General features: G+C 45.8%; 24 protein-coding genes. 15 read left to right on the forward strand and 9 right to left on the reverse strand.

Annotated features, from left to right (window positions below):
- Positions 1–308: 308 nt before the first annotated feature.
- The 3 genes from MKY52_RS01800 to MKY52_RS01810 are packed head-to-tail and all read right to left on the reverse strand — an operon-like array spanning position 309 to position 1,415.
- On the reverse strand, positions 309–671 hold the full coding sequence (locus MKY52_RS01800; RefSeq protein WP_341049490.1) for a rhodanese-like domain-containing protein: 363 nt from the start codon (positions 669–671) through the stop codon (positions 309–311).
- A complete protein-coding gene (locus MKY52_RS01805) occupies positions 671–1,090 on the reverse strand; it encodes a rhodanese-like domain-containing protein (protein ID WP_341049491.1) in 420 nt (139 codons plus the stop codon). Before MKY52_RS01805 ends, MKY52_RS01800 begins: the two co-directional genes overlap by 1 nt.
- A gap of 4 nt (positions 1,091–1,094) precedes the next feature.
- The gene (locus MKY52_RS01810) at positions 1,095–1,415 is read right to left on the reverse strand and encodes a rhodanese-like domain-containing protein (protein WP_341049494.1); all 321 of its coding nucleotides are present in this window, start codon (positions 1,413–1,415) and stop codon (positions 1,095–1,097) included.
- 101 nt (positions 1,416–1,516) lie between these two features.
- Here MKY52_RS01810 and MKY52_RS01815 point away from each other — a divergent pair, with 101 nt between their 5' ends.
- The 6 genes from MKY52_RS01815 to MKY52_RS01840 all read left to right on the forward strand — a co-directional run bounded on the left by MKY52_RS01815 (position 1,517) and on the right by MKY52_RS01840 (position 7,987).
- A complete protein-coding gene (locus MKY52_RS01815) occupies positions 1,517–1,801 on the forward strand; it encodes an ArsR/SmtB family transcription factor (protein ID WP_042185935.1) in 285 nt (94 codons plus the stop codon).
- Positions 1,802–1,807: 6 nt separating this feature from the next.
- Entirely contained in the window at positions 1,808–4,378 is a 2,571-nt protein-coding gene (locus tag MKY52_RS01820) for an FAD-dependent oxidoreductase (RefSeq protein ID WP_341049497.1), read from the forward strand.
- A 209-nt stretch (positions 4,379–4,587) separates the two neighbouring features.
- Positions 4,588–5,280: a response regulator transcription factor gene (locus tag MKY52_RS01825; protein ID WP_076284332.1), complete on the forward strand. Its 693-nt coding sequence runs from the start codon at positions 4,588–4,590 to the stop codon at positions 5,278–5,280.
- 82 nt (positions 5,281–5,362) lie between these two features.
- On the forward strand, positions 5,363–6,286 hold the full coding sequence (locus tag MKY52_RS01830; protein WP_234536587.1) for an ABC transporter ATP-binding protein: 924 nt from the start codon (positions 5,363–5,365) through the stop codon (positions 6,284–6,286).
- Positions 6,279–7,040 carry an ABC transporter permease gene (locus MKY52_RS01835; RefSeq protein ID WP_341049501.1) on the forward strand — a complete coding sequence of 254 codons (762 nt, stop codon included), beginning with the start codon at positions 6,279–6,281 and terminating at the stop codon, positions 7,038–7,040. Before MKY52_RS01830 ends, MKY52_RS01835 begins: the two co-directional genes overlap by 8 nt.
- A 23-nt stretch (positions 7,041–7,063) precedes the next feature.
- The gene (locus MKY52_RS01840) at positions 7,064–7,987 is read left to right on the forward strand and encodes a sensor histidine kinase (RefSeq protein WP_341049502.1); all 924 of its coding nucleotides are present in this window, start codon (positions 7,064–7,066) and stop codon (positions 7,985–7,987) included.
- A gap of 158 nt (positions 7,988–8,145) precedes the next feature.
- On the opposite strand, the gene MKY52_RS01845 is transcribed toward MKY52_RS01840, so the two are convergent.
- Complete coding sequence (locus MKY52_RS01845) at positions 8,146–8,604, reverse strand: Lrp/AsnC family transcriptional regulator (RefSeq protein ID WP_076298160.1); 459 nt, start codon at positions 8,602–8,604, stop codon at positions 8,146–8,148.
- Between the two features lie 169 nt (positions 8,605–8,773).
- Between MKY52_RS01845 and MKY52_RS01850 the strand changes: the two genes are divergently transcribed.
- Entirely contained in the window at positions 8,774–9,952 is a 1,179-nt protein-coding gene (locus MKY52_RS01850; RefSeq protein ID WP_341049503.1) for a serine hydrolase domain-containing protein, read from the forward strand.
- A gap of 120 nt (positions 9,953–10,072) precedes the next feature.
- Complete coding sequence (locus MKY52_RS01855) at positions 10,073–11,281, forward strand: MFS transporter (RefSeq protein WP_341049504.1); 1,209 nt, start codon at positions 10,073–10,075, stop codon at positions 11,279–11,281.
- A 181-nt stretch (positions 11,282–11,462) separates the two neighbouring features.
- Here the strand turns inward: MKY52_RS01855 and MKY52_RS01860 are convergent, their stop codons facing one another.
- Positions 11,463–13,727 (reverse strand): beta-glucosidase family protein, encoded by a 2,265-nt coding sequence (locus tag MKY52_RS01860; protein ID WP_341049505.1) that lies wholly within the window; start codon positions 13,725–13,727, stop codon positions 11,463–11,465.
- A 111-nt stretch (positions 13,728–13,838) separates the two neighbouring features.
- On the opposite strand from MKY52_RS01860, the gene MKY52_RS01865 reads away from it, so the two are divergent.
- On the forward strand, positions 13,839–15,116 hold the full coding sequence (locus MKY52_RS01865; protein WP_341049507.1) for a helix-turn-helix domain-containing protein: 1,278 nt from the start codon (positions 13,839–13,841) through the stop codon (positions 15,114–15,116).
- Positions 15,117–15,151: 35 nt separating this feature from the next.
- Here MKY52_RS01865 and MKY52_RS01870 read toward each other — a convergent pair whose 3' ends face one another.
- Positions 15,152–16,312 (reverse strand): serine hydrolase domain-containing protein, encoded by a 1,161-nt coding sequence (locus MKY52_RS01870; RefSeq protein ID WP_341049508.1) that lies wholly within the window; start codon positions 16,310–16,312, stop codon positions 15,152–15,154.
- 189 nt (positions 16,313–16,501) lie between these two features.
- The gene (locus MKY52_RS01875) at positions 16,502–17,335 is read right to left on the reverse strand and encodes a metallophosphoesterase (RefSeq protein ID WP_341049509.1); all 834 of its coding nucleotides are present in this window, start codon (positions 17,333–17,335) and stop codon (positions 16,502–16,504) included.
- 228 nt (positions 17,336–17,563) lie between these two features.
- Here MKY52_RS01875 and MKY52_RS01880 point away from each other — a divergent pair, with 228 nt between their 5' ends.
- The 4 genes from MKY52_RS01880 (at position 17,564) to MKY52_RS01895 (ending at position 22,356) form a co-directional block, all read left to right on the forward strand.
- Positions 17,564–19,216: a helix-turn-helix domain-containing protein gene (locus tag MKY52_RS01880; RefSeq protein WP_341049510.1), complete on the forward strand. Its 1,653-nt coding sequence runs from the start codon at positions 17,564–17,566 to the stop codon at positions 19,214–19,216.
- Between the two features lie 175 nt (positions 19,217–19,391).
- Positions 19,392–20,339 (forward strand): iron-hydroxamate ABC transporter substrate-binding protein, encoded by a 948-nt coding sequence (locus MKY52_RS01885; protein ID WP_341049511.1) that lies wholly within the window; start codon positions 19,392–19,394, stop codon positions 20,337–20,339.
- 5 nt (positions 20,340–20,344) lie between these two features.
- Positions 20,345–21,352: a FecCD family ABC transporter permease gene (locus tag MKY52_RS01890; RefSeq protein ID WP_149647855.1), complete on the forward strand. Its 1,008-nt coding sequence runs from the start codon at positions 20,345–20,347 to the stop codon at positions 21,350–21,352.
- Positions 21,349–22,356 carry a FecCD family ABC transporter permease gene (locus MKY52_RS01895; RefSeq protein ID WP_341049512.1) on the forward strand — a complete coding sequence of 336 codons (1,008 nt, stop codon included), beginning with the start codon at positions 21,349–21,351 and terminating at the stop codon, positions 22,354–22,356. Before MKY52_RS01890 ends, MKY52_RS01895 begins: the two co-directional genes overlap by 4 nt.
- A 282-nt stretch (positions 22,357–22,638) precedes the next feature.
- On the opposite strand, the gene MKY52_RS01900 is transcribed toward MKY52_RS01895, so the two are convergent.
- Together MKY52_RS01900 and MKY52_RS01905 are read right to left on the reverse strand one after the other, a co-directional pair.
- Positions 22,639–23,337: an SDR family oxidoreductase gene (locus tag MKY52_RS01900; protein WP_341049514.1), complete on the reverse strand. Its 699-nt coding sequence runs from the start codon at positions 23,335–23,337 to the stop codon at positions 22,639–22,641.
- A gap of 2 nt (positions 23,338–23,339) precedes the next feature.
- Complete coding sequence (locus MKY52_RS01905; RefSeq protein ID WP_341049515.1) at positions 23,340–23,807, reverse strand: VOC family protein; 468 nt, start codon at positions 23,805–23,807, stop codon at positions 23,340–23,342.
- 173 nt (positions 23,808–23,980) lie between these two features.
- Here MKY52_RS01905 and MKY52_RS01910 point away from each other — a divergent pair, with 173 nt between their 5' ends.
- Both MKY52_RS01910 and MKY52_RS01915 read left to right on the forward strand, forming a co-directional pair.
- Entirely contained in the window at positions 23,981–24,862 is an 882-nt protein-coding gene (locus MKY52_RS01910) for a carbohydrate ABC transporter permease (protein WP_149647851.1), read from the forward strand.
- Positions 24,862–25,701, forward strand: a complete 840-nt coding sequence (locus tag MKY52_RS01915; RefSeq protein ID WP_341049517.1) for a carbohydrate ABC transporter permease — start codon at positions 24,862–24,864, stop codon at positions 25,699–25,701. Before MKY52_RS01910 ends, MKY52_RS01915 begins: the two co-directional genes overlap by 1 nt.

Raw genomic sequence — 25,701 nt, forward strand, 5'->3', positions numbered from 1 at the left:
CTAATATGATCCTCTACCCACTTAAGATGCTCCTCCGTAAATCCCATACGTCACCCTCCTTCTTGGCATAAAAAAATCCCGCACCCAATATGGGTACGGGACGTGCTTCGTCCTATTACTCAAAAGTATAGTGTTCGCTTTTTGATGCTGTCAATAAACACTCTACATTCAATGCTAGATCCTGCTAAATATAACTAATCCATCAAAAATGCTAGTTGGTTTAAGTACGTTGCGTTAAAGCAAAGCCAGCTTTAGTAAGCTCATTTGGAGTTAGCTATATTAGAGTTTGTTCAGAGGAATTAGTTTAGTTACCGTCGACTCAACTTCCCATTCCAGCTACTTACCCCGCCCTGCAAATGTGCAAGCCGAGTATACCCCTGCTTACTCAGAATCCGCGCTGCACTTTTGCTTCGCATACCGCTGCGGCAATAGAGCAACACATCCCGATCCTTAGGGATCTCACCGAGCCGCTTTTCCAACTGAGACAACGGGATGTTTTTCGCCCCCGGAATAAATCCACTCTTGTATTCATCCGGTTCGCGGACATCGATCAGCAGCCTATTTTTGGATTGCTCCATTTCGCTCCGAAACTCTGACACCTTTAGCGTTCTTACACTTACACTTGCGCTTTTACCAATTCCGAGACGGGACATTAATGAGCTTATATCCATTATCCTTCACAACAACCTTTCACCGAAATGTCGGAGAGTGTTCTTTTACTTCCTAAAAAATCACCATTTACCGCATATAACTTTCGAAAGCCCTGCTTATACAGAATTCTCGCAGCTTTGTTTCTTTTATAGTAACTATCAGCAAGGATTAGAACCGAATCGTCAGGAGATAGACAGTGTTGCCAGACATAGGCTAACCGCCCGATCGATATATTTATCGAGCCACGGATATTATCCTTCTCATAATCTACGGCATCTCTAACATCGAGCATTTTCATGTCCAGTGTTTGATCTGCTAATTCGCGAACGTCACGGGCTTCTACATAGGCGAGTGAACGGACTGGCCAAGCGGAACGTAAGAACCTTACAATACTAAAGACAATTAATATACTCAGTAGGATCCTAAACATCATGTTCATGCTGTTACCCCCGTACCAAAAAATCATCCGTCCAAGCGCTTAATCCGCCCATCATATTCACAACGTTATATCCCTTTTCGCTCAGCAACTCACACGCCAGTCCACTTCGACCACCACTTAGGCACATCACAATCGTCTCTCCATTAGGATCTAGTTCATCTATACGCATTAACAGCTGCCCAAGCGGAATATGCTTCGCACCGATCACATGTCCCTCCACCCATTCGGCGGGTTCGCGTACATCTAGCAGCGTAGGAGCCTCTCCATTCTTCAGACGTTCCGCCACTTGCTGAGGGGTAATTTCCTTTGGAATTTTAAAAGACATCGAGCATCTCTCCTTCTCTTTTTTAAAAATAACTTGATTTTAATATCACTATATCATAATATTACGATATAAGGATATTGTAAAGCGAGGAGTTCATAACCATGGACAAAAATTTCAAAGCCTATAACCAAACCGCCGAGACCTTAAAGGCTATCGCTCATCCCGTTCGCTTGTGCATCATTAAAGGTCTGCTTGAAAAAGGCAGCTGCAACGTTAGCTTCATGCAGGACTGTCTCGACCTTCCACAATCTACGGTATCCCAGCATTTGCAGAAGCTTAGAGCTCTAGGCATTGTCGAAACCGAACGTAATGGACTGGAAATTAACTATTCTGTTAAAGACGAGAAAATCAAACATCTAATTCAGCTATTTTTAGGGGAGGAATAAATCATCATGAGTAAAAAAGTACTGATTGTCGGAGGAGTTGCAGGAGGCGCATCAGCGGCCGCCAGACTTCGGAGATTAGATGAAGAGGCTCATATCATCATGTTTGAGCGTGATCCGTACATTTCTTTTGCCAATTGCGGACTACCTTATTATATCGGAGGTTCCATTCAGGATCGCTCCAAGCTGCTGGTTCAGACACCAGAGGCGATGTATAAACGTTTTAATATCGATGTTCGGATTCAAAGCGAAGTGGTATCTATCGACCCTGTGAATAAGAAAGTAAGAGTAGAAAGTATAGAAAAAGGCTCCTATGAAGAGAGCTATGATGCGCTTATTTTATCACCCGGCGCTAAACCGATTCGTCCGAATCTACCTGGTATCGAGAGTTCCAAAATACACATGCTGCGCAACATTCCCGACACCGATAAAATCAAAACCAAAGTCGCAGCCGAAGGCACTCGTTCCGCCGTTGTGATCGGTGGTGGGTTTATCGGTGTTGAGATGGCTGAGAACCTCAGAGAAGCAGGTCTAGAAGTAAGCTTGATCGAGGCGGGTCCACAAATCTTAGCTCCGTTCGATACTGAAATGTCTTCTATTTTGGCAAAAGAGCTCGACGAGCATGACGTTAATCTTATTTTTTCCGATATGGTCCAGGGGTTTGCAGAAGTTGGTGAACAAATAGAGGTTCAGTTGGCAAGTGGTACGGTGCTTCAAAGTGATATGGTTCTACTGGCTATAGGCGTTTCGCCGGATACCTCTTTCCTGAAGGATAGTGGTTTAGAGTTCGGTCCACGCGGCCATATCTTAGTCAACGAGCGCATGGAAACAAATTTGGATCAGGTCTACGCAGTTGGTGACGCGGTCGAGGTGGTTGATTTCGTAAACGGAACTAAAACCGCCATTCCATTAGCAGGCCCTGCCAATAAGCAAGGACGGATTGCTGCGGACAACGTCAGCGGTCTAGGCACTACTTACAAAGGATCACAAGGGACTTCTATTATTAAGGTTTTTGGAGTCACGGGTGCTTCTACCGGCAATAACGAAAAAACATTACAGCGTTTGGGCTTACCGTATCACGTGATTTATGTTCATCCAAGCTCTCATGCAACTTATTATCCGGGGGCAACTCCAATATCAATGAAGCTGATCTTTGATCCAAAAGGTACAGTACTCGGCGCACAAGCTGTGGGTTACAGTGGAGTAGATAAACGTATCGACGATATCGCTACAGTGATTCGCTTTAGAGGTACGGTCACTGATTTGACGGAGTTGGAGCTATCTTATGCCCCTCCTTATTCTTCCGCTAAAGATCCAGTGAATATGGCTGGCTTTGCTGCTGAAAATATTTTAAAAGGCATGACTACAGTATTCGTTCCTAAGGATTTAGAAGGTCGTGACAACAACAATACGATTTTAGTTGACGTACGTTCGGAAATCGAGCATGCCAACGGCCATATTGAAGGCTCCATTAACATCCCTGTGGATGATCTGCGTGGTCGGCTAAGCGAGCTTGACCCTAGTAAAGAAATTTGGGTGTATTGCCAAGTAGGACTTAGAGGCTACACAGCTTCTCGGATTTTGCAGCAAAAAGGTTTCCGTGTGAAGAATCTGACCGGAGGCTATAAGACTTATCAACTGAGTAAATATTCGCCTAAAAAAAAAGATAGTCTGACGCCAAACGCAGGTATTTCAGCAGCAGCCCGTAAAGAAATCGCAGCAACGGGAGCACCGGCGGGAACTGGCACTGCGAAAGCTGCAGCCAATACCAATGCTACAGCTTTCGCAGCCAACTCCAGCGCATCTGTATCCACCCCTGCCAAACAAGAATCCGATCTAACACCTGATTCCGTTCTTGATGCTTGCGGACTATGCTGCCCTGGGCCGCTGATCCAAGTCAAGATGAGCATGGACCCGCTCTTGGACGGCCAAGTCTTGAAGGTAACGGCTTCCGATCCGGGATTCTATGAAGATATTAAGGCATGGGCTCGCATGTCTAAGCACACGCTTTTGCAATTAACGAAGCTGCCTACTGGTATGATTGAAGCTTATCTGCGCAAAGGCATTACCGCGGATTCCGTACTAGCAGGAGCACAGCCTGTCCAAACTAGTAATGCAAGTACGATGGTGGTATTCAGCGGTGATCTGGATAAAGCGATCGCTTCCTTCATCATTGCCAACGGAGCAGCCTCCAGCGGCAAAAAAGTGACGATGTTCTTTACCTTCTGGGGTCTCAATATTATCCGCAAGGATGAGAAAGTGCCTGTGAACAAGAATATTATCGGTAAAATGTTCGGAGCGATGATGCCCCGCGGCAGTCGGAAGCTAACGCTTTCGAATATGAACATGATGGGCATGGGCTCCAAAATGATCCGCTCTGTAATGAAGAACAATAATGTCTCTTCTTTGGAAGAATTGATTCAAATGGCTGTCGACCAAGGCGTCGAGATCGTTGCCTGCCAAATGTCCATGGATCTTATGGGCATCACCCGTGAAGAACTGATCGACGGCGTGGGGATCGGCGGCGTAGGTTATTACCTCGGTCAAGCCGATCAATCTAGTCATAATCTATTTATCTAAATACCTTAACACCGCAAAGAGACTCCTCTATTTATATAGAAGAGTCTCTTTGTTATATAAAAATGAACTCACCAGAATCGGTGATATAGATTTGAATAACCAAAATGCAGAAATTGGCTGGATCTGGATACAGAATCTAAAACCTGCTATCCTATTTAATAGGCATTCATCCGAATAATGACCTATTTTAGGTGGAATAAGGAGATTAAATGAATAACCCGATACATATTCTCGTTGCTGAGGACGACAGCGACATCAACCGATTGCTGTGCAACATTATTAAGAAAAGCGGCTACATCCCCCAACCTGCTTACTCGGGAACGGAGGCACTTCTCTATCTGGAGCAACGTCAATGGAGCATGTTGCTACTGGATCTGATGCTGCCTGGCATGTCGGGAGAGGAACTACTTGAGAAGATTGCCGGGCGGGACGATATGTCGGTAATTATCATTTCAGCCAAGGGTGAGCCCCAGACCAAGGTATCTGCCCTGCGGGCGGGGGCGGATGATTTCATTACGAAACCTTTCGACGTTGAGGAAGTCTCTGCACGGATCGATTCTCATCTACGTTTGTATTCGCGGATTGCGCAATCGGCTTTGCCTAACGTGCTCCAGCATCAGGGTCTTGTACTTCATCGAGATGCGATGTCGGTTACGGCAAATGGAGCGGAACTGACGCTCACAGCTCTAGAGTTTGAGATTCTCTCGTTGCTTTTGTCGGCCCCTAAGAAGGTGTTCACGAAAGCGAATTTGTACGAAAGGGTCTGGCACGAGCCATATTACGGGGATGACAATACGGTCAATGTCCATATGAGCAATCTGCGCAGCAAGCTAACCAAGGCCGCACCAGGAAGCGAATTTATCGAGACAGTATGGGGCATAGGTTATCGGCTCAAGCCTTAAGACATTCTTAAGATTTGGCTTTAGCTCTTCTTATGTTTTCAATTCTATACTTGGTCTATCACGAAAAGGAGGCCAAGACGAGATGTACGAGTATGTATTAAAAACAAATCAACTATCCAAAAAGTTCAAGGGCCATACAGCGCTAGACAAAGTCAATTTGTCAATCCGTAAAGGCTCTATTTATGGTTTTATTGGGCAAAACGGAGCCGGAAAATCAACATTAATCCGTATGGTAACCGGACTTGCTTTTCCGACACAGGGGACGATCGAGCTGTTCGGAGCCAGTGAAGAGCAGGCCTTGATCCAGGCTCGTAAGCGAATCGGCTCGATTATCGAGAGTCCCGCTTTGTTCCCCCATATGACTGCGAGCGAAAATTTAGAAGCAAACCGGATTCTACGTGGTATTCCCGGCAAAGATTGCGTTCCTAGAATGCTAGAGCAAGTTGGACTGCAGGGCGCCGGCAAGAAGAAAGCCAAAAATTTCTCACTTGGAATGAAGCAGCGGTTAGGTCTTGCCATCGCCTTGCTGGGAGATCCAGAATTTCTGATTCTGGACGAGCCGACCAATGGGTTAGATCCGATGGGTGTCGTCGAAATGCGCGAACTGCTCAAGCGACTAAACCGTGAGCTTGGCATTACGATAATGATCTCAAGTCATATTCTAAGTGAGTTGCATTTAATGGCAAGTCATTATGGCATTATTCATCGCGGTCAGTTGCTTGAACAACTCACTGCGGAGGAATTAAACGAGAAATGTCAGCAGTATTTATTTATCAAAGTGGATGATCCGGGCAAAGCAACAGCCGTCATTCAGAATGAGCTGGGTACGGCCGATTTTGAAGTGATGCAGGATGGAACCATCAAGTTGTATAGCCGTATTGAGCAGCCAGGCAAAGTATCAACAGCGTTATTCTCTGCCGGCCTCGAGATCGAGAAGTTTATGCCTATGGGTGAAGACTTGGAAAGTTATTTTACGAAGCGAATTGGGGGGAATCCAAATGTATAATCTGATCAGAGTGGAGTTTTTCAAGCTCCGTAAGAATAGATCATTTTGGACTTTTCTATTGGCACTTTCCGTACTCTCGCTTGCTTACCCATTGCTATATTATTTTGATCATCAGTCCAATGGGGAACCTCAGATCACCGGCGCTGAATTTCTGACTACCTTTATTTCAAGCAATGCCTACATTATTAAATTCGGCGTAGCCATTCTGGCTGGATTCTTTATCTCTAACGAATATTCCACAGGGGTCATGAAGACGATCGCATCTTCGGGCAACACCAGAGGCCGGCTGTTCGCAGCAAAACTAATCGTATTCGCAGTTGGAGCCATGGCGATTTCGCTCGTCTTTCCTATTGTCAGCACAGTCGAAGTCACGCTGCTTTCGGGCTTCGGTCATCTGCCGGAAGGAAGCACTACACTTTTCATACCGCGAGCCCTCGGGCTAACGTTATTGTACACGGCTGGTTACGCAGCCATCGGGGCGCTGTTCACCGTAATCCTAACCGACAGCGGCAAAACTATCGGCTTCTCCATGATTTTCTTCCTTATGATCGATACGGTTTTGGCTGGTATAGGTTCGAAGATCTCTTTCTTTAGTAATTTGTACGATTATTCCATCTTCAAACGGGTGAGCGATATCGGTAAGCCCAGGATCGACAGCGGAGATTGGCCAGCGCTTTTACTCGTGCCGTTGTTGACAATAGCCGTTTCCGGGGTACTCGGTATTCTCGTATTCCACAGAAAAGAAATTAAATAATAAATAGGAGGTGCAGGAGAGTCTTGCTTATTCTGACAATCATATTGTTTGCGGCAGGAGCTCTCCTGCTTTTCCGTTTGTTGATGTTAAGGCGAGAGCTAGGGCGGATAACAGAGCAATTGCATACCTACAACGAGCGAGCAACCGGCAAAAAAATAGATGTGGCTCTATTCGACCAGAAGCTTGAGGCGCTTGCGGGACAAATCAATCGTCAATCTGATTTAATCGTCGAAGCGGAAGCCCAGCGAAAACGTGTCGAACAAGAATTCCGTCAGGCTGTAGCGAATATTTCACATGATATCCGTACACCCCTCACCTCCATCTTCGGTTATATTCAACTGTTGGAGGATGAGTCAATTACCCCTGATGAAAAACTTGAATATGTTGCCATCGTTAAAAATCGGACGAAACGGCTGCAGGCACTGCTGAATGATTTTTTTGAGCTTTCCTTAATCGAATCGCTAGATTATCCTCTACATACAGAAAAGCTTGGGATGACGACCCTACTCTCGGAAATTCTGGTCGGATTTTACGATTCCTTCAACTATCGCAATATTACACCGGATATACGGCTACCTGAGGAAAATGTATCCGTATACGCCGATGAATCCGCTGTGCGGAGAGTTGTCGAGAATTTACTTGTCAATACGGTCAAACATGCGACCGGGTATGTGGAAATCCGTTTCGAACGACAGCAGGAAACAGCTGATTTAACGATAGTAAACGATGCGAAGGAACTAGCCGGAAGCGATGTTAACCTCTTATTCGACCGATTCTATACCGCAGACCGTACCCGATCTTCTCAAGCCTCCGGGCTGGGTCTCTCCATCGCCAAAAGTCTGATGAATAAAATGGGTGGCACGCTAACAGCCGAACTGGAGGGTGAGAAGCTGATAATGACTTGCCGTTGGAAACTAGGCGATACTGGCATTAGCTTGACTACTTAATTCACTTTATATTTGGTCTAGACTAACCATTGTTCTAACCCGTTTATGGAATGTAGCCCATCCTCGATAGCCAATGGCCTGCAGGTTCCAAAAAGACTCTTCTATTCATATAGAAGAGTCTTTTTGGTCGTTAAGAGCTAGCAGAGTAATGTTCAATTCTAACTCAGCAAGTTGATGCTTGCTTCTTCAAGCGATGGTATAAGAAATTTATGATCGATTGGGGATGACATCACGATTAGAATCGTATAGGTACCGTATTTGTCACATTGATTTCCGAAATCCTCGAGGGCTCGTGTAGAGTCGGTTACTACTTTCAATAAGTAGTTGTGTTCCCCACTTATACGGTAACATTCGACGACATCAGGACTGGAGCGGCAGAAATCAAGAAATGCGTTACAATCCCTAGAATGAAATAACATGTAGGCAGCAGCATGTTTTCCAATCTTTTCAGGGGAAATGATGGTGCGATACTCGCTGATGATGCCTTTCTCCTCCATACGCCTAACTCTTTCCGTAACTGCAGGTTGCGATAAACCGACACATTTTCCCAGCTCTGTCATAGAAATTCTCGCTTGATTTTGAAGATGAAAAAGAATTTGCTTATCAATATGGTCCATCAAAATCACATCCTTTAAATTTAAGGTTCCCCCTATAAACTAGCTTGTAATTAACCGTTATAAGGCTAATTTAACTTAGTTGCCTTATGTAATCAAGATAACTTGTTATATATAATAACCCTACAATAGTAAAGTGTTCCTGGCTTTAACTATTCCGAAGGGATGAAGAATGTTGAGTATATTGGATTCAAACAAAATAAATACAGAATGGTTATCAGGTCGCATCGATGAAGTAATTGATCGAACCCTTGCTGACAAGCGCCTGGTCGGTGCTGTCATTAAAGTGGCGATAGATGGGGAACTGGTTTATAGCCGCGCTGCCGGTCTTGCCGACCGCGAGATGAACCGACTTATGCGAGAAGACGCCTTATTCAGGCTCGCCTCGGTTAGCAAACCTATCGTTTCAACGGCAGCCCTAGTATTAATTGCTCAAGGTCGCCTACAGCTCGACGACCGCGTTGATCGTTGGCTTCCAGAGTTTCAGCCGTGTTTGCAGAATGGCGAGTTTGCGATCTTGACGATTCGTCATTTGATGACGCACACCGCAGGCCTGTCTTACCGATTTTTTCAAGAAGAGAAGGGTTCTTATCAGTCAGCAGGAGTATCAGATGGTATGGATCAGTCCGGCATCACATTGGAAGAGAACCTGCGTCGTCTTGCCTCTGTCCCCCTGCTTTATACGCCAGGTACCGAGTGGAAATATTCCATCGCGACAGATGTGCTAGGAGCAGTAATTGCAAAGGTCACAGAAACACCGCTCAGTGAGGCTGTACATTCACTCGTGACAAAGCCGCTTGGCATGAGCGACACGGATTTTATTGCAGTCGATCGAGAACGGCTAGCCACTTCCTATACCAATGATACTCCAGAGCCACGGCCCTTACTTGATCCCGACAGTATTGCCTTTGTGGAGGGAACGGCCGGGTTCCTGCTTGCCCCTGGCCGAGCACTTGACACTACTGCCTATCCTTCTGGAGGAGCTGGCATGGTCGGCAGCGCCGGAGATTTTTTGCAACTGCTGGAAACATTACGTAAGGGCGGTGCACCGCTGCTACCAGAGTCTCTGGTTCACGATATGACGACCAACCAGATCGGTGATCTGCCAATGGCCTTCTGGCCAGGACGAGGCTTTGGCCTAGGCATTACGGTACTAAAGGATCCAGTCGCCGCAGACACTCCGGAATCCCCGGGTACTTGGCGCATGGGTGGTACTTATGGTCATTCGTGGTTCGTAGATCCCAAGCAACGCCTCAGTGTCGTGGCTTTCACTAATACCGCATTGGAAGGCATGTCGGGTCAGTTTACTGTAGACCTTTGTGATGCCATTTATGATAGACGTAATAAATAGAGCATGAACACAAGGAGCCTTGGTCCGGAATGAACTGGCCTAGGCTCTCTGTCTAGTAAACCCTATTCGAGTGTATATCATTAAGTTTTCTACAATTATATAAAGAGAGGTGCTTCTCCAATGACCCAAAACACAACTTCTGCCACACAAAGTGCCTCCAGTACTCCCTCTTCTGAACATCTACCATGGGCAGGATTACTCGCCCTTGCTATGACGGGGTTTATCTGTATTCTTACCGAAACCATTCCGGCCGGCTTGTTGCTCCAAATAGGTGATGGGCTTGGTGTCTCCGAGGCCCTTGCGGGTCAACTTGTCACTTTGTACGCCCTGGGTTCACTGTTGGCCGCGATTCCCTTAACTACCGTGACGCGTGGATGGCGGCGGCGACCACTGCTACTAATGTGCATCCTTGGTTTTCTCGTATTCAACACCGTCACCACTTTTTCTTCCAATTATTTACTTACGCTGACAGCTCGGTTCTTCGCAGGCGTATCCGCTGGAGTCTTATGGGGCATGATAGCAGGTTATGCCCGGCGTATGGTGCCGGAGTCACTCAAGGGACGAGCAATGGCGGTAGCGATGGTTGGCACACCTCTCGCTCTGGCACTCGGTGTCCCTGCTGGAACACTTCTTGGCACTCTTGTGGGCTGGCGCTCCATCTTCGGGATCATGTCGCTGCTGGCTCTGATGCTAGTCGGCTGGGTACTTTGGAAGCTACCGGACTATCCAGGGGAGGCTCCTGATAAGCAGCTCCCTCTCTACAAGGTTTTTGTTATTCCGGGGGTACGGCCGATACTGTTTGTCGTTTTGGCATGGGTGCTAGCACATAACATCCTGTATACCTACATTGCACCCTATCTTACTCAGGCTGGGCTTACCCAGCGCGTTGACTTGGTACTGCTTATTTTCGGCATTACTGCGCTTATTGGCATCTGGTTCATCGGTATTTTGATCGACCGTAAACTACGTCCATTGCTTCTAATCAGCCTCGCTGCTTTCGCCTTGTCATCCATTGCACTAGGCATTAGTAGCAGCCAACCCGTAGTGATCTATCTAGTGGTTGCTGTGTGGGGGTTGACGTTCGGAGGAGCGGCTACCTTGCTACAAACAGCAGTTGCTGAAGCAGCTGGCGAAAGTGCAGATGTGGCCCAGTCGATGTTAGTGACGGCATGGAACCTAGCTATCGGCGGTGGCGGCGTGATGGGTGGGATTCTTATTGAAACAGTTGGTGTCCGCTCCTTCCCGTGGGTACTGTTTATTCTATTGATTCTTGCGCTACTAGTAGCGTGGCGCGCTAAAGAATACGGATTTCCTTCAAGGAAGCGTTGAGGCACACCTATGAAATCATGCGACAATCATCAAGTTTACGAATCACGGTAGCCGAACAAGAAATTTTTTCAAAAAAAACCAGTGGTGCATATTATATTTGACTAATATGTACCACTAGCTTACTTATATTAAATTCCCATAAATTATAGTTCTCGGACCAGACTTGGCCTTTTCTGATCTCCTACTCTACAGCCAAAGCATTAAATTCTTGCAGATCCTTGGCTAAATCTTCTTCTGTGTATTTCCCTTGACCGAACCCAACCAGCGCCCGTAGCGGCATATATTTCATCATCGCCATGAACATTTCTGGATTATCGTCCATCGCACCTTCCATGCCAAAAATACTGCTGAACTTCTTCACTTTATCTGCCGTGCGTGGATTGTCCAGCAAATCACCAACGGTACTGTTGCGATGATAACGTAACGCAAGCGGAACTGTCGATTCTACTTCAATCGAAGCAGTCAGACGAATATCTCGTGAAGATGAACCGATAGCAATCTCAAAGACTCCACTTTCCACATGCCAATCGCCAATGTTGACGTTGTAATAAGCAAAGGAGCGTTTATCCAGTTCAAAAGAAACCTCTTGCTCTTCACCAGGCTGCAGCGCTAGCTTCTGGAAGCCCTTAAGCTCCTTAAGTGGACGGATCACGCTGCTCTTCACATCGCTAACATAGAGCTGAACGATTTCTTTTCCTGCGTGAGTACCCGTGTTTTTGACGGTAGCCGTAACTTGAACGGTCTCGGTATCTTTTATACTGCTCTTGGAAATTGTTAAATTGCTGTATTGAAACGCTGTGTAGCTTAGTCCGAAGCCGAAAGGAAACAGCGGTTCAAGCTCTTTTTTATCATAATAACGATAGCCTACAAACAAGCCTTCTTTGTACTCTACCGTATCCCCTTCACCCGGGAAATTAAGAAAGGATGGATTATCGCTCAGCTTCATCGGGAAGGTCTCTGCCAGTTTGCCACTTGGACTAACCTCTCCAAACAGTAAATCTGCCACTGCACCGCCAAAAGCCTGACCGCCTAGATAACCTTCAAGAATACCCTTCGTTTTATGAATCCAAGGCATTTCTATAGGTGAACCATTGCTGAGTACGACAACGATATTGCTTTGCACCTCAGACACTGCTTCGATCAGCGCTTTATGGCTCTCTGGAAGCGACAAATGACTGCGATCATAACCTTCTGATTCATAGTTATCCGGAAGTCCAAGGAACAATACGGCTACATCCCCTTTTGCCGCTGTATCCCGTGCTTCTTGTAGCAAAGCTTCATTAATCCCGTCATGATTCAGTTCATATCCTTGCGCATATAGCAGTTCGGCAGAACCTGCAAGGGTCTTCATCTCTTCAAAAGCATCGTCCAATTTCGTCGGATTCACATGTGAGCTGCCCCCGCCCTGATAACGCGGATTTTTAGCAAACTCGCCAATGACCGCAATCGTTCCTTGCTTTGACAGCGGCAGAATGCCTTCCTCATTTCTAAGGAGAACCATGCTCTCCCGCGCCACTTCACGAGCCAGACGGTGATGCTCATCAGCATTAAATGAGGCATTATCTTTACGGTTCTCCACCGCCTTAAAAACAAAGGTGAGTAACCGTTCCACTGCAAGATCTAACGTTTCTTCAGACAGCTCGCCACTTTGTACTGCTGCGACAATCTTGGCATCGCCAATGCCTCCGGTTGACGGCATTTCCAGCTCCAGTCCTGCTTGTAGAGCCTTCACCCGTTCATTAACCGCACCCCAGTCGGACACGACGAATCCTTCGTAGCCCCATTCTTCTCTAAGAATCTTAGTCAGAAGAAATTCACTTTCGGAAGCATACTCACCGTTCACTCGATTATAAGAACACATCACGCTCCATGGTTGACTCTTCTTAACTGCGCCTTCAAAGCTAGCCAAATAAATTTCTCGTAGCGTCCGCTCATCAATCACAGCATCTACAGACATTCTCCGGTGTTCCTGATTATTAGCAGCAAAATGCTTAAGCGAGGTGCCTACCCCTTCACTTTGCACACCTTTGATATGATTCCCACCCATCTCCGAGGAAAGATAAGGGTCTTCCGAAAAATACTCAAAGTTACGGCCGTTCAGTGGAGAGCGCTTAATATTCGTTCCCGGTCCGAGCAGAACAGCAACGTTCTCTGCTTGACACTCTTTCCCGAGTGCTTTACCTACACGACCGAGTAACTCCCGATCCCAGGAAGAAGCCATCCCTGCTGCCGAAGGAAAACAAGTCGCGGGTACACTGTTATGGAGTCCGAGGTGATCGGCGCTCTCTTTTTGCTTGCGTAAACCATGGGGTCCGTCCGTTACCATTAAAGAGGGGATTCCGAGTCGTTCAATGCCCTTTGTATTCCAGAAATCAAGCCCTGAGCAGAGTCCTGCTTTCTCCTCAAGGGTCATTTGTGATATGAGTTCATGAATGTTGGTTTTCATAAAAATACCTCCTCTGAATGTATACTATCCCCATTTTAATCTACTTCATGTTAGATTTATGGCATTATCATTGTATTTTTGGTATTCTGGTTGGGCGAGGAGGTTGAAAGAATGTTGAATCATTTGGACGGTCATGAAGGAGCTCAATATATTTGTAAAGTGTTGTATGAATCGCTGCAAATTCCTGTGTTTCTGCTAGATACCAATCGGAGAATCGAGCTAGCGCTGCCTTCCTCTTCAGAGAGCGCACCGTGGGTTCATAACCTCAATGAGCTCCTTTCAGAAATTGCAGACTCTACTAAAAGCGAGAACAACTCTAACCTTGATAGCTCAAATGCCTCTATACCCATCATTCGCACCACTAACTTCCTAGAGAACTACATCCTTCTCCATCTGCCCTCAGGCAGCAGTAACGGGGGAAGCATTGTGATCGGTCCTACACTTTATACTCACCTTTCAGAAGACAATATGACAAGTCTGATGCGTGACCATGAAGTTCCATTAAAGCTTCAAGAGCAATGGATGAAATACTACCGCAGCTTGACCGTGCTAAATAAAATGAGACTCTACCATACCGCTATGCTGATGTACTCGCTCGTCACCGGAAAGACGTTATCTCTTAGCGAACTGCTACTCGACACCCGAACTCTTGACCATAAACAGCCTCCCGCAGGCAGTCTGGACTTGGATGTTTCCTATCGACGTGAGAATACATGGCTGCACCACGAACCCATGCTGGAAAAAGCTCTATTTCACCATATCAAAAATGGAAATAAAGCAGAGCTACTTCGTGTACAAGCAACCTTCTCTGAAGACAATTATGGAGTTCTCTCCAAGAAGAGCCATTTACGCAACAAAAAAAATCTGGCGATCTCCTGTATTACGCTCGCTACTCGTGCAGCTATAGATGGAGGACTGTATTGGGAGATTTCTTATACCCTCAGCGACTTTCATATCCAGCATATCGAAGAACTAAAGGATGTTCCGGCTGTAGATCATGCTATTCTTAATGCGCTTTGCGATTTCGCCGACCATGTCAAAGAGAGCCGGATGGCGAAACTTTCGCGCACCGTGGCCCTCTGTCAGAACTATATTTTTAATCACTTATATGAGGAACTCTCCTTTGATAAGCTGGCTGAAGTCGCTGGATTGAACAGAAGCTATCTCTCCCTATTATTTAAGAAGGAAACAGGATTCACGATCAGTGATTTTATTCAATTCGAGCGGATTGCAGAAGCCAAACGATTAATCGAATTACCGGGCATTAGCTTATCTGATATCGCTACGAGGCTACATTTCAATGACCAGAGCTATTTTACCAAAGTGTTTAAGAAATATACTGGCACCACCCCTAAACAATTCAGAAGAAACTGGGAAAGCACGCTTTAAGTATAGATGACACGACAAAAAAACTAAAAAGAGGATTAAAGATCAGTGATGGCTGCCAGAACAGTATTATTGAAGTAATCCACATACATATTTTTAAATGGCTTCTGGTGATCTAGCTCTACGGATAAATGCACCGTAACTGTCTGATAAATCGGATCAACGCAGAGGAAAGGACCTGCCGCGCCCCAGTGTGAATAGGCTTCTGGAGAGAACAAATCTCCACCGTCACGCTTCGAGCCGTTAATCGCCCATCCGTACCCCCAATACGCTTCTGGAAAAACCTCGTCTCTATATTGTGAGGATACGCCTGGAATTTGGTTGCGGGTCATTTCTTTTACGGTTACCGGACTAAGAAATCGTACTCCGTTATATATCCCGCCGTTAAGAAACATCTGGCCAAAGACAGCCAAATCCATAGCCGTGGAGTAAGCGCCGCCCCCCGCAGATACGGAATTCAAATTATACTCGCTGTCCACCCATTCCGCGCACGCTGCTTCTGGTGCACGTCTTACTACTTTGTCCCGCACGTCCATGGGTACACGATAATATGTATTTTCCATGCCAAGCGGTTGAAAAATAGTTTCCTTTACGAATATATCATAAGCTTGTCCGCTAACGCGCCGGATGATTTCACCCAACAGCTCATAGCCATACCCGCAATAAGACATGACCGTACCAGGTTCGTTACTAAGCGGTGTATCATAACCGCCATATAAGTACTTATGCTGATCTGGATCTTGATTAGGTTCATGTGGAGGGTACTCTCCTTGTTCCTTTTTCAACTGTCCGTTCTGCCAAATTAGCTCACCCTCCAGGCCAGAGGTATGTGTCAATAAGTGATGTACGCATACCTTAGTTTTGCCTTCACCTGTAAATTCGGGGATGTAATCGGAAACAGGTCTGTTTAGACCAATCTTCCCTTGTTCCATTAACATCATTATAGCGGTTGCCGTAAACAGTTTTGTTATGGAACACAGTGGATAAATAGCATCTACAGTTAATTCCGCTGCGCCTAGCTCCGGACCGAATTTCCCGTTCGCTTGATGGACCAGTAGCGTCCCCTTTCTCGCAGCAACAATAACTTGTGCCGGTGTGATGTTGTCTTCAACCATTTGTGCAGCTGCTATACGTATGCGCTCTACACCGTAAGCCGACACACCCGCCTGTTCTAAAGAATGAAATAATAGTTCTTTCATGGGTAGCCCTCCTAAATAAATTTATTCAATACATATATAAACTATTATACAAATATGTTAAATAATCCTGCTTACTTACTATTTACCTGTGACTCCATGGTTAATGGGCAACTCTTAATAAAAGAAAAACGCTAATCTCGGTTATCTCCCGAAAATTAGCGTTTTATTTTAACCGCATCCACTTCTTCACTAAGTGACCGCTACCTTAAAAGCATCGACATTTAATGCCGTCCCATTGATGGTTAATGTGGCGTTGTAATAACCGCGATCACCACTCGGCTTACATTTATAATCACCCGAACATCCGCACACAAAGAACTTTGTATTTGTATAACCTGGATATATATTAGTAAGCTTTCGATAAAACAAATGTCCATGATGTGTGAAAATAGCTAGCACTTTATCCCTCACTTTCGTAGGAATAGCTGCAAAAAACTTAGCAGTCTCCGCCGCGCTTAATACATGGCTAGGATCGACCGTGATCCCGCTCACTTTTAAAGGCCAATGAAAATCAATAATATAAAAATGCTGATCATCTAAATTTTTCAATATATTTATACTTCCCGGAGTGAACAGACCCAGAGCACAATAAAGCCACACGTACTTCACCTTACCCTGTGTCCCAGGGAAATTCATTTGCCCTTCTACTGCACCTAAATATTGCGTGAATAAGGACTGGGTACTTGCCTCCCAATTTCCTATCGATGCTTTATAGGGGATACTTCCGAGCGCGCTAGTTACTGTATCCTTGAAGTCCTTGTAATAGGCATTTGCATTATTTCCATGATTCGCTCCCGCTTGCGTGTTATCTCCTCCAAAAATAACAAACCTCTTATTCCCGCTCCCTACAGCCTTTGGCAAAAGATTTCTAAAAATGCTTGCGCTGTTCCCATATCCCACATGGCTATCCCCGATAACCGCGAAGTTAATAGTCTGGGCTGCTGCTTTAGGATTCAGATTACTTTTGGGCTTAGGTATGGAGAGAAGCTCTCGCTTCTTAGTGGAGGTTATCTGCTTTTTCATCTTAATCACCTCTTTATAATGGATAAAGAATACCTGGTAGTATGTATATTCGATCCAATATGCGTTCTCTTGGACAGACGAATCTTTTAAAAAGAATATATAGGGCAAATAATTAACAGGCTTATCTAAAAAGGGAAGATGTTATAATTAGTTCCGCAGACGTCAATAATACAGTTCAATCCATAGCATTATAGTTTGAAAATATATTCAAGTAACGGAGGCCTTATTTTGATTAACGTTATCCCGGAATGGGCCGAATCTCATTTTCCTTTATATAGCGCTGGCAGCATTCAATCAATGTATGGGACCTCAAATCTACCAAGAGTTCAGATTCATGAAAATCTAACCGTATTACTGGCCGTTGCCGCTGGTAAAGGGAGCCTTGAGGTTAATAATCTGACTTATGAGCTTACGGAAGGAAGCGTAATCCTTCTCCCCGCTAATACTCATGCCTCTTTAATTACAAATCTCCAGCAGCCGCTTCATGCCTATAAGCTCACCATCTGGATTCAAGAGCAGACTCAGGCTATACCTGGCGGTGCGATGATACGAAAAAGCGAAATGGCTTCGAGTTCAAATATACTGTTGTTTCCTTATGAGCCTACCATTGTATCCAGTGTCAAGGAATTGTATCTTCACCGACTGCCAGATCGAGAAACACGCCATGTACAGAATCAAATGCTCTTTCATCAGATTATTCTACAATTGCTAGAACAGCAGGAAGCCAGATATACCGTCCATGAGCAGCCATCGATGGAACGGAGCATTTCTTACCTGGAGAATCACTTTAGCGAAAAAATAACACGTGAGCACTTGGCCGCCATTGCGGGTGTAAGCAGCTCGCATTATTCAACGCTGTTCAAGCAGGTGACAGGCTTCAGCCAGAGCGAATATTTGTCGCGGTTACGGGTCCATAGTGCCAAGGAACTCTTGCTTAACGGATCAGGCACGCTTAGGGAAATTGCGCTAAAGGTAGGCTACAAGGACGAATTTTATCTCAGTCGTCGCTTTAAACTGCAGACAGGCGCATCTCCTTCTGGTTACAGCCGAAGCTCTTTCCAGCGAGTTGCCGTAATGCTCACCCCTTATGCTAGCCATTTATTACTACTTGGCTTAGAACCTACGGTTACCATCTCTGAAAGTAGTGAATATTTGAATCTTTCGGATCAGGAGCCACCACAAGCGATGAAGTTTATCAATACCAATAGCTCTGCAGAACAGATCAGATCGCTATTACTCGATGCCAACATTGAACTGATTATTGCGGCCAAAGAACATCTGGTAGAATACGGATTTAGTGCTGCGCAGCTGCGGGCTGTAGCACCTATTATGGAAATCTCTTGGAACGAAATCGGCTGGAAAGATCAGCTACGCCTTATCGGCCGAGCCATTCAGCGGAGTGAACGGGCGGAGCAGTGGCTGAAGGATTTTGAACAAGAAGAGCTAGAAGCCCGAGAAATAGTACAGCACAGCACAGTAGCTAACGATATCATCACCATTCTGGTAATCAAGCCTGAGGAGCTACTCGTTTACGGAGCAAGGAATGTAGGTTATGTGATGTACCAATCCCTTGGACTTAGAGCACCGACCTTGATTGACAACGAGATAAAAAGATTGGGAGATCAGTTCCATTCGATTTCAATCGGGGTTTCAGATCTTGCAGATTATGCAGGAGACCGAATTTTAGTCATTGTATTTCCCGATGCCAAAGGCTCTACTGCGCATACTGAAGCGATCTTTCAATCCCCTTATTGGAGCCAGCTTCCCGCAGTGCAGCAGAAGAAAGTCCATTTACTTGATCTGGATGATTGGGTGCCTTATAACCCGGCTTCGATTCGCTTACAACTAGGACGAGCGGTAGCTTTATTCGGAGGCAAATAATAGTCCAAGTCTTTTTTCCAACAAAAAGGCATGGTTAGGCACATAAGTGATCCCTATAATGATTACAAATGCGAATGATTCTCATAATCACTCTAAGGCATAGGCTGAAGATTGATTTACACTGATTGAATTGTTCAAAGTAACACTGTCATACAAAAAAGGGGAGAATTATTTAATGAGAAAGATATTTATTCCGTTTGTACTTATTATGGGGATTGCACTTAGTGCTTGTGGGGGAAATCAGGCGAAGAATGATGCTAGTCCTACAAACAGCCCATCTTCTACTCCTGCTGCGGAGTCAGAAAGTGCGACTTTTACTTATCAATCCGAAGATGGACCTGTTGAGGTTCCAACACATCCTCAGCGTGTTGTTGTACTCACCCGTTTTTTAACAGGTAATGTCATGGCACTGGGTGTACCTGTTGTGGGCGTAGATGAAATGTCCAAAACTAACCCACGCTTTGAAGAGCAACTAAAAGACGTAGAAGCGGTTAGCGATGAAAGTCTGGAGAAAATCATTGAACTGCAGCCGGATCTGATCATCGGGCTCTCCGATATTAAGAATATCGATAAATTCAAGCAAATCGCACCAACCGTTACTTATACTTATAATAAAGTGGATTACTTAACCCAACAGCTGGAAGTCGGCAAATTGGTGAATAAAGAAAAAGAAGCTCAAGCTTGGGTCGATGATTTTAGTGCCCGCACCAAAAAAGCGGGTGAAGAAATCAGAGCGAAGATCGGTGATAATGCAACTGTCTCTGTTATTGAGACCTTTAATAAGCAATTGTATGTATACGGGTATAACTTTGGCCGCGGAACTGAGCTCCTCTATGGAGACTTCAAGCTTGGCATGCCAGAAACAGTAAAAGAAAGCACCAAAACGGATGGATTCTTTGCTGTCTCGACAGAAGTGCTGAAGGATTATCTGGGCGATTACGTTATTTTCAGTAAAAATGCGGATGAAGATAATTCCTTCCAGAATACAGAAATCTACAAGAGCATCCCTGCCGTCAAAAACAATCGTATTTTCGAGGCTGATGCAAAAGCATTCTATTTTAACGATCCGCTTAGCCTTGAGTACCAGTTGGAATTCTTTGAACAACAATTTCTTGGAAAATAAAGATAATGACTACGAAGCAAACTTCCATTCCATTTTTATATAAGCTGCTTGGTAGCGTGCTGGTAATGGTTATATGCCTCGTGATTGCTATGCTATTCGGGGCTAAAGAAACCACTTTCAATGATCTGTGGCTTGCCATCACCTCAAATTCAAAGGCAGACAATGTCCTTATTCTGCGTGAGATCCGGCTGCCTCGCGAACTCGCCGCCATGCTGATCGGTGCAGCCTTTGCCGTATCCGGTGCTATCATGCAGGGGGTTACACGCAATCCATTAGCCGACCCAGGCCTGCTCGGTCTGACCTCGGGCGCGAATATGGCGCTGGCTCTTACGTTTGTATTTCTGCCGGGACTGAATTATTTTGGTACCATGATCGCTTGTTTTTTTGGCGCTGCCCTAGGAGCCGTGCTAGTGCTTGTTCTCGGTTCTGTGCGCCAAGGTGGGTTCTCTCCGATTCGAATCGTACTCGCCGGTGCAGCGGTATCTGCCTTTCTGTATGCTATCGCAAGTGGTGTAAGCATTGCCTTCAAAATATCCAAGGATGTATCCATGTGGACAGCGGGTGGATTGATCGGCACAACCTGGGGCCAGCTTCAGGCTATCGCACCCGTTATTCTCATCGGCATTGTGGTGGCATTAATATTTTCAAACCAGTTAACCATTCTTAGCTTAAGTGACGAGGTAGCCATCGGATTAGGACAAAATCTTGCTGTGGTTAAAGGGATTCTATTCACTCTTATTATTCTGCTGACTGGAGCATCGGTCGCTCTAATTGGGGATATGGCTTTTGTAGGGCTGATGATTCCGCATATTGTCCGTAAGATTGTCGGTACCGATTACCGGTATATTTTGCCGATATCGATCTTTACGGGTGCATCGTTCATGCTTCTCGCGGATACAATTGGACGGACAATCCATGCACCTTATGAGACGCCAGTGGTCGCCGTCGTAGCTATGCTTGGGCTACCTTTCTTCTTGTTTGTTGTTCGGAAAGGAGGTAAAACACTCTCATGATTTCCTCTGCACCCGTGCGAAAGCAACGTATTATCCTATGTCTATGCACCGGTTTGATTCTGCTAACAGCAATCGTCAGCATGGGAATCGGATACTCTTCCCTATCTTTTGACAGACTGCTTCCGGTTCTGTTCGGGCATGGAACCTTTAAAGAGGACTTTGTATTATTCTCTGTAAGATTGCCGAGGATTCTGATTACACTGCTGGCAGGCATGGCCTTGGCGTTATCCGGTTCCATTCTGCAAAGCGTTACACGAAACGATCTAGCCGACCCCGGTATTATTGGTATCAACTCTGGGGCGGGTGTGGCTGTCGCTGTTTTCTTTCTTTTTTTCCCGGTTAGCTCTGGATCATTCATTTATGCGCTGCCGCTGCTTGCTTTTATAGGGGCATTACTTACGGCAGCGTTAATCTATCTATTTTCATATAGTCGGACTAAGAGGCTTGATCCTGTTCGGTTGGTGCTCGTTGGGGTAGGGTTCTCCCTAGCGTTGTCTGGCGTTATGATCGTGATCATTTCGTCCGCGGATCGTGCCAAGGTGGATTTTATTGCAAAATGGATCGCAGGGAATATATGGGGTACAGATTGGCCATTCATTTGGGCTTTACTGCCTTGGTTGATCTTACTAGTTCCCTTTACCCTGTACAAATCACAGCGACTCAACCTGCTCAGCCTAAGTGAAGTCTCTGCCATTGGTGTCGGGCTGAATCTCGAACGTGAACGTATCGTTCTGATTCTCACGGCAGTTGCAGCTTCCGCCTCCGCGGTTTCTGTCACAGGCGGGATCGCCTTCATCGGACTGATGGCTCCACATATTGCGAAATCGCTAGTCGGCCCGCGTAATCAGATGTTTATTCCCGTCGCTGTATTGCTGGGCGGCTGGCTACTTCTGATCGCGGACACCGTTGGCCGCAATCTCGTCGATCCTGACGGCATTCCGGCAGGGATCATGGTGTCGCTAATCGGCGTACCTTATTTCGCTTATTTATTGCTTAAGAAATAAGCAGTTTTTTAGACAAAAAAACCTCGGCACAATTACCGAGGTTCTTTCTACTGCCACTCCTATTTATATAGGCTGAATAAAAGATTATAACGAATAGCGAGAAGGATCGGAGGGGAATATTGGAACTGCAGGAGCGCTAGCGACCGTCTTTGTCCCCAGATTTCCACCGCAACGAGCGGTTCAATCAAGAAATCTGGGGACAACAACGGCGGGAAGTCCAATGATTCACCGCAGTGACTACTGAGCTTTTTGTTCGCAACTTTAGTTCAGCCTATATATCACCTAAATCTTCATATCCTTACCCGTATAATCTACAAACATGAAATGACCTTCTGGTGTAGTACGCTTCTCGATCAGGTCAAGGATCCCCTCGGCACTTTGATTTGGATTTGTCGGTGCCTCTGCCCCGCCCATATCGGTTTGCATCCACCCCGGATGCACGCTGAGCACTTGAATCCCACGTTCTTTTACATAGACATGCAGCTGCTGTGTGAACATATTGAGCGCCGCTTTGGAAATGCCATAAGGATAGTCGTTCGGATAAGCATTGGTGATACTTCCTGCTTCCGATGATATATTGATGATCGAGCATTCGGGTTCCGTAAGTAGCGGCAGGAAATGCTTAACCACTCGTATCGGTCCATACAGATTAATATCCATCGTTGTAAGCATATCTTGGAAATCCAACGCTTCAATCGATGTATCCCGAGCGTTGAGCACCGCCGCATTATTAATAATGGCACCGAGGGTCCGACCTTGTTCTTGTAGACTCGCAGCCATTGCCGCGATTCCTGCCTCGTCCGTCACGTCCAGCGCAGCGATGGTTAGCTTCTCTCCATAGATTTCAGCAAGCTTCGATAGCGCTGTTTGTTCCTGATCGGGACGGCGAACCCCAGCAATAACTCCATAGCCCCGCTTCAGCGCTTCGGCCGCCAGTTCATAACCCAGTCCACGTCCAGCACCTGTAATGATAATATTCATAGTTATTCCTCCCCGTTATCCTTATCGTTCTCTAGCAGCTCCACAATTACTTTTAACTCCTTGAAAGTGTCCATATAAGCATAACGCCCCCCGGTATACTCACCCTTTTGCTGGAGTGGGAAGCCTTTGCCTTCTAGCAGCATTATCTTTTCTTTCATTCCTTCAACTACAAAAGCAATATGATGAGGTCCCTCACCATGTTCATTCAAGTAATCCCGCCACGTACTCGGCTCATGATCCGGTTCAATCAATTCCAGCTGCAAAGAGCCCATATCAAAAAAAGCTAGCTTAGCCCGCGCCTGCGTAGCCACGCCATTATGCCGTGTCTGTGCAACATCTTCTGTATCTGTAACGATAATTTCCGGCTTTTCGAGTCCAAAAAACTCCGCATATGCCGTACTTACCTTCTCCACATCATTCACCAATATTCCAATCTGCGTAACAAAATGATTGCCTAGCAATCCTGACATGCGCATCAACCTCCTATTGTCTGACAAGTCCACCATACCGATTCTTTGAAAGGGCTGTCAAGCCTGTAATGAAATCATTCTGAGCAGCGATAATTCAATTATGTTTGTTTCGCTTAATCACCAATCCGGTTATAGAATGAAAAGTTTACATTAACCAAAAGGGGTGAGGAACGATGGACCATAGAAAAAGATCACGCCTGATGCAGCAGTTTGTTTTTGTCGGGCCGACTTCCTTGTTTTTCTTTATGATTGTGCTGATTCCTTTCTTTTTAGGACTCTATTATTCTTTTACAAGTTGGAACGGAATCTCGCGTCATGTGGAGTGGACCGGGCTCCGGAACTACCTACATATCTTCACAAAGGACCCTTCCTTTCTTCATTCATTCTGGTTCACAGCGAAGTTCACTTTATTTGGCCTGGTACTGACCAATCTGCTCGGCTTCGCACTCGCTTATGTGCTGACCCGTAAGCTGTTCACGCGCAATGTTCTGAGAACGGTATTTTTTGTCCCTCATGTCATTGGTGGGCTATTGCTCGGGTTCATCTGGCAGTTTATTTTTGTCAGAGGATTCTCCTCGATTGGACAGGCTACGGGCTGGTCCTTCTTTAATCTTCCGTGGCTGGGCACCGGAGGGACAGCCTTCTGGGCGATTGTGATCGTATTTGTCTGGCAAAATGCAGGGTACCTAATGGTCATCTACATTTCTGCAATCAACAACGTTCCCAAAAGCCTGATTGAAGCCTCAAAAGTGGATGGTGCCGGACGCTTTCAGGCTTTACGCCATGTCACCATCCCGCTGGTTATGCCAGCTGTAACCGTTTGTCTGTTCCTTTCTATCTCTTGGTCGTTTAAGCTGTTCGACCTTAACCTGTCGCTGACCAAGGGTGGTCCCTTCAAAGCTACCGAATCTGTAGCGTTGAATATTTACAATGAGGCCTATACTATTAGCCGATTCGGGATGGGCTCCGCGAAAGCGATGATTTTCTTCATCATTGTGGCCGCAATCTCCCTGCTACAGGTTAGAGCAACCAAGAAAAGAGAGGTGGAGCTGTAATGGAGACTACCGCCAAGAAATTCAATGTGCCCCTGTTTCTCGTCGAAGTAATTGTGATCCTGCTGGGCCTTCTATTCCTAGTACCGTTTTACTTTCTGCTTGCTAACTCGGTTAAAAGCTATAGTGAGATTCTTTCGGATTCCGCTGCGCTGCCCTCCGTATTCCAGTGGAGCAACTACGCCGAAGCTTGGAAAGCTATCAATTTTCCTCGTGCCTTTATGAACTCTTTTATTATCACGGTGATTAGTAATATTCTGCTAGCGTTCCTCTGCTCTATGTGCGCTTACAAAATGGTCCGCAATAACAGCTTATATAACCGCATACTTTATATTGCTTTAGTGGCCGCTATGGTTATTCCGTTTCAGGCGATCATGATCCCGCTGGTGCAAGTTGTTAGCGGTCTGGGCGTCATGGATTCAACCGCAGGTTTGATTTTAGCGTATCTTGGATTTGGCGCCCCGATGACTGTGTTTCTATTCCATGGCTTCGTCAAATCGGTACCTCTTGATATTGAGGAGGCTTCGAGAGTAGATGGAAACAGTCCTTATGGTACCTTTTTCCGGATTGTGCTTCCGCTCATGCAGCCGATTATTGTCACTGTCATTATTCTGAATACCCTGTGGATCTGGAACGATTACCTGATGCCTTCGCTTATTCTGCAGGACCCGGTGCTTCGCACCATTCCCATCGCCACTTATAGCTTCTTCGGACAATATACGAAACAGTGGGATTTGGCACTTCCGGGACTTGTGCTCGGGATTACGCCCGTGGTCATCTTTTTCCTAGCGATGCAAAAATATATTATTGAAGGCATTGCCCAAGGCTCCGTAAAGGGCTAA

It is taken from the genome of Paenibacillus sp. FSL P4-0184 (assembly GCF_038004625.1).
In the GTDB taxonomy this organism is placed as follows: domain Bacteria; phylum Bacillota; class Bacilli; order Paenibacillales; family Paenibacillaceae; genus Paenibacillus_AQ.

Coding starts and splice junctions, on each gene's coding strand:
- MKY52_RS01875 (WP_341049509.1), bottom strand. CDS start 17,335: ATGAAAAAGCAGATAACCTCCACTAAGAAGCGAGAGCTTCTCTCCATA.
- MKY52_RS01910 (WP_149647851.1), top strand. CDS start 23,981: ATGGACCATAGAAAAAGATCACGCCTGATGCAGCAGTTTGTTTTTGTC.
- MKY52_RS01805 (WP_341049491.1), bottom strand. CDS start 1,090: ATGAACATGATGTTTAGGATCCTACTGAGTATATTAATTGTCTTTAGT.
- MKY52_RS01900 (WP_341049514.1), bottom strand. CDS start 23,337: ATGAATATTATCATTACAGGTGCTGGACGTGGACTGGGTTATGAACTG.
- MKY52_RS01815 (WP_042185935.1), top strand. CDS start 1,517: ATGGACAAAAATTTCAAAGCCTATAACCAAACCGCCGAGACCTTAAAG.
- MKY52_RS01810 (WP_341049494.1), bottom strand. CDS start 1,415: ATGTCTTTTAAAATTCCAAAGGAAATTACCCCTCAGCAAGTGGCGGAA.
- MKY52_RS01825 (WP_076284332.1), top strand. CDS start 4,588: ATGAATAACCCGATACATATTCTCGTTGCTGAGGACGACAGCGACATC.
- MKY52_RS01905 (WP_341049515.1), bottom strand. CDS start 23,807: ATGTCAGGATTGCTAGGCAATCATTTTGTTACGCAGATTGGAATATTG.
- MKY52_RS01870 (WP_341049508.1), bottom strand. CDS start 16,312: ATGAAAGAACTATTATTTCATTCTTTAGAACAGGCGGGTGTGTCGGCT.
- MKY52_RS01820 (WP_341049497.1), top strand. CDS start 1,808: ATGAGTAAAAAAGTACTGATTGTCGGAGGAGTTGCAGGAGGCGCATCA.
- MKY52_RS01890 (WP_149647855.1), top strand. CDS start 20,345: ATGACTACGAAGCAAACTTCCATTCCATTTTTATATAAGCTGCTTGGT.
- MKY52_RS01830 (WP_234536587.1), top strand. CDS start 5,363: ATGTACGAGTATGTATTAAAAACAAATCAACTATCCAAAAAGTTCAAG.
- MKY52_RS01835 (WP_341049501.1), top strand. CDS start 6,279: ATGTATAATCTGATCAGAGTGGAGTTTTTCAAGCTCCGTAAGAATAGA.
- MKY52_RS01865 (WP_341049507.1), top strand. CDS start 13,839: ATGTTGAATCATTTGGACGGTCATGAAGGAGCTCAATATATTTGTAAA.
- MKY52_RS01895 (WP_341049512.1), top strand. CDS start 21,349: ATGATTTCCTCTGCACCCGTGCGAAAGCAACGTATTATCCTATGTCTA.
- MKY52_RS01800 (WP_341049490.1), bottom strand. CDS start 671: ATGGATATAAGCTCATTAATGTCCCGTCTCGGAATTGGTAAAAGCGCA.
- MKY52_RS01850 (WP_341049503.1), top strand. CDS start 8,774: ATGTTGAGTATATTGGATTCAAACAAAATAAATACAGAATGGTTATCA.
- MKY52_RS01860 (WP_341049505.1), bottom strand. CDS start 13,727: ATGAAAACCAACATTCATGAACTCATATCACAAATGACCCTTGAGGAG.
- MKY52_RS01885 (WP_341049511.1), top strand. CDS start 19,392: ATGAGAAAGATATTTATTCCGTTTGTACTTATTATGGGGATTGCACTT.
- MKY52_RS01855 (WP_341049504.1), top strand. CDS start 10,073: ATGACCCAAAACACAACTTCTGCCACACAAAGTGCCTCCAGTACTCCC.
- MKY52_RS01845 (WP_076298160.1), bottom strand. CDS start 8,604: ATGGACCATATTGATAAGCAAATTCTTTTTCATCTTCAAAATCAAGCG.
- MKY52_RS01915 (WP_341049517.1), top strand. CDS start 24,862: ATGGAGACTACCGCCAAGAAATTCAATGTGCCCCTGTTTCTCGTCGAA.